The 3,652-nt window shown below is 61.4% G+C and carries 2 protein-coding genes; both read left to right on the top strand.

The genetic code is table 11. The annotated features are described in order from the left end of the window. On the top strand, positions 1–2,420 hold a 2,420-nt coding region (locus VTU_RS25175; RefSeq protein ID WP_010099974.1), incomplete at its 5' end, for a non-ribosomal peptide synthetase. 4 nt (positions 2,421–2,424) lie between these two features. Next, positions 2,425–3,615: an MFS transporter gene (locus VTU_RS0100970; protein ID WP_010099972.1), complete on the top strand. Its 1,191-nt coding sequence runs from the start codon at positions 2,425–2,427 to the stop codon at positions 3,613–3,615. The last annotated feature ends 37 nt before the right edge of the window (positions 3,616–3,652 follow it).

The following is a 3,652-nucleotide window of genomic DNA, read 5'->3' as shown; positions in this document are numbered from 1 at the left end:
TGTCCGGTTACCGCCTGGTCGCGCTCGCACCTGACCAATGCCTTGACCTGCAACAGTTGCACGCCATGCTGAGTCAGCACCACGCCACCCGTCTGGTGATCACGCCATCCGTTCTAGACAGCCTCTTGCGTGTCATGCCCTCCCCCCTGGAGCAGTTGCGGATTCTGCAGGTGAGCGGCGAGCGGTTCCCGGCAGCATTGTTGGAGCGGGCGCGGTGCTATTTTCCGAATGCACGCATCCTGAACCTCTATGGATCGTCGGAAGTCATGGCAGATGCATGCGTCTTCGATTGCTCCGGATGGCGCCCAGGAGAGGAAAGCGCTGTTCCGCTCGGCAGGCTGCTGCCTGGGCTTGAAGGGGCCATTCTCGATACAAACCAACGTCCGCTACCACCCGGAGCCATCGGTGAGCTCTATCTGGGAGGAGATTGCCTGGCAATCGACTATCGAGGTGATCGGGCGGGCACAGACGCACGGTTCCAAGTGATTGAGACACTGGGTAACGAGGCCAGAATGTATGCCACAGGGGACCTTATTTCCCAAGGCGAGGATGGCGAACTGCGTTATCACGGACGCAGCGACGATCAGATCAAGTTCAATGGAGTGCGTATCGAGCCCGCGGAGATTGAGGCCATCCTCAAGTCCTGCACCGGTGTGGACGATGCGGCCGTGGCGTGCCACGTGAATGCCAGCGGACACGCCGTACTTACGGCGCATATTGCCACCCGTGAGACTGGTGAGCGTATCGGAAAGCTGATCTCGGAACTCAAGGCCAGGCTGAGGCAGCAGTTGGCATCCGGGCAAATTCCGGGGCACTGGCAGGTCGTGCAGGACCTGCCCCGCAATTCCAGTGGAAAACTGAATCGTCGGGCCCTGCGTTACCAAGCACCGGAAGGTCTGAACGACGAACTCGCTCATGTCCCGCCTCGGAACGCCGACCAAGAGACCATTGCGGGCCTCTGGAAGGACGTTCTGGGCTTGGATTCCGTCGGGATTGACGAGGATTTCTTCGCCGCTGGAGGCAACTCCATCAGCATGACGCAATTGTGCTTTGCGATTCGAAAGACCTTTCAGGTGCCGTCGTACCCGATACGGGCGGCTTTTGAAGCGCCAACCATTCGCCAGCAATCGCTTCTCATCCAGCAGTACCGGCGGGGAGCTCAGCCCGTGCTGAAAACGGCATTTGGCGTAAAGGCCGGACATGACCTGGACCAAGATGCGGCATGCGCGGACAGCATACGGCCTTTGCCACAAAAAGCAGAACCATGGCCGGAGGGTTCGATCCGTGTCTTCCTGTCCGGCGTGCAGGGCTTCATCAACGCATGGTTACTCGCACGCCTGCTGGACGACTCCGGTGTCACCGTCCTTTGCCTTGCACCCGGCATAAACATGGAGGATGCCGGAGATTGGCTGATCAAGCATCTTCGGCACTTCGATCTCTGGAAGCCGGCGTACGCAGCACGGCTGCATCCCGTGGCAGGTGACCTCGGGGAAAAGCACTTCGGCCTATCCCCGCAAGACTGGACGGCATTGGCGAGTGATTGCCATGTACTCTTCCATACCGGCGTGGAGATCAACTTCGTGGCACCCTATGAACGCCTGCGTGCGACCAACGCAATGTCCACGGCGACGATACTGGAACTGGCAACGACAGTACGCACCAAGCCGCTGCACTTCATCGGCAGCCTCGGCGTGATCGACCATTCCCTGGCCAGAAGTGACAGTCCGAGCGTGCGGGAAGACGACCCCCTGCCCAACTGGCAAGGCCTGCCGAATGGCTATCTTCAGGCCCGTTGGGTCAGTGACACCATGATCCGCCGGGCCATCGACCGCGGAATTCCATGCTCCGCCATGCGCATGACAACGGTCAGCGGAGACAGCGCCAAGCACCAGGCCAATCCGGAAGACATGATGTGGCAATTGTTCAAGCTGGCAATGACTGTCGGCATCATTCCGGACAGTCCCAGGCCCATCGACTTGGTTCCCGTCGACCAGGCTGTCGATGCGGTGATCGCGTTGGCCAAGTCATCCTCCTCGCTGGGGCAGGTCTGGCATGTTTCCAATCCGGGTATCTGGAACTGGCGCGAAGTGGCCGGGTTGCTTCGCCGCAAGGGCTATCCCGCGCGAATTCTGTCCGGTGCGGACTGGTCTCAGGAATTCGGCAGATACACCGTGGAGTTGGGCCAGCGAACCGAGTGGCAGAAGGTACTTCCCTTGCTGGGGGATAGCTGGCTCGAATACCCGCACTTCTTCCCGCTGAACAAAAGCAAGACACTGGAGCGGCTCGACCAATTGAACATTCGACTGCCCGTAATGGATGAGTCGCTGCTTTGGCGCACGGTGGAGCAATTGGTCAAGCGCGGATTCCTTCCGGCCGCCTCTGAGACCGTCACGCCGATCTTCCAGTCGGAGGAGATTTGACGAGATGCCAGCCTTCCGATCCATCCTCATCATCAACAGCCTGTGCATTGCCGCGCTGATGTCGTTCGTGGCAGTCGTAGGGCCGCTGGTCCGCACGCTGCGGCTCGCCGAGTGGCATGGTGGACTGGCCGTCACCATGGCCGGTGTCCTGTGGGTGATCAGTGCCCGCCGTTGGGGACGGCTCAGCGACGTGCGTGGGCGCAAGCCTGTATTGCTGTGCTCTCTGCTGGGCTTCTCCTTGTCCTTCCTGGCGCTGGCAGGCTACTTCGACATGGCGCAGCGGATGGCCTGGTCGCTGCCGGTATTGCTGGTGCTGCTGATTTTCGTTCGCGGTCTGATGGGGCTGTTCTATGCTGCGATCCCGGTCGTCAGCGCTGCTTGGTTGGCGGACCGCTTTCCGTCTGACGAGCGCGGCGGCGCCATGGCCAAGCTGGGCGCGGCCAACGCCGTGGGCATGGTGTTGGGGCCTTTGCTTGCCGGCGTTCTGGCTGTGCGTCACCTCAGCCTGCCGATGTATCTGGCCACGATCCTGCCCTTGTCCGCCTGCCTGCTGCTATGGATCAAGGTACCGGCAACTGCGGCGCAGCAGCAGGACGAAGAGTCCGCGTTGACCTGCACCGATCCCAGGATCCGGCTGCCAGCCATCACCATGTTCCTGGCAGCCTGCACCATCATTGCCGCGCAGATGTGCGTCGGGTTTTATGCCATGGACCGCTTGGCGTTGAACGCGCACGACGGTGCCCGGGTCGCCGGACAGACCATGGCAGGGGTTGGCGTCACCCTGATCGTCACCCAGTTGCTGGTCGCACGCCTGCACCGGGTGCCACAGCTGCGAATGATCGCGCTGGGCGCGCTGCTGGCCGCCGCTGGTTTCGCGCCCTTGCTGCTGACCTCGACCTCACTCGGATTGTTGGCCAGCTACAGTATTGCGGCAGCGGGACTGGGCATGCTCATCCCCTCGGCCCAGGTGTTGGCCGCCAACGCGGTGGGAACGAATGAACAGGGCCTGGCCGCCGGCACGCTCGCCGCCGCACAAGGCATGGCGAGCGTCGTATCTCCCCTGACGTTCACACTGCTTTACCAATGGCATTGGAGGGCACCGTTCCTGCTGGCCTGCAGCGCGATGATCTTGCTGTCCGTCCTTTCCTTCGGGCGACTGGCAACGCGTCGATCTGCCTCCGTGTGCGAGCCTTAGCTCATTTCGACCGTCACCAAACGTAACTACTCAGCCC

This window comes from Verminephrobacter aporrectodeae subsp. tuberculatae At4 (assembly GCF_000193225.1).
In the GTDB taxonomy this organism is placed as follows: domain Bacteria; phylum Pseudomonadota; class Gammaproteobacteria; order Burkholderiales; family Burkholderiaceae_C; genus Acidovorax; species Acidovorax aporrectodeae.
The sequence above is the reverse complement of the archived record's forward strand: the minus strand, read 5'-3'. Positions and strand labels throughout refer to the sequence as shown.

What these genes read in the sequence shown, in the direction of transcription:
- VTU_RS0100970 (WP_010099972.1), top strand. Translation starts at nt 2,425, where the DNA reads ATGCCAGCCTTCCGATCCATCCTCATCATCAACAGCCTGTGCATTGCC.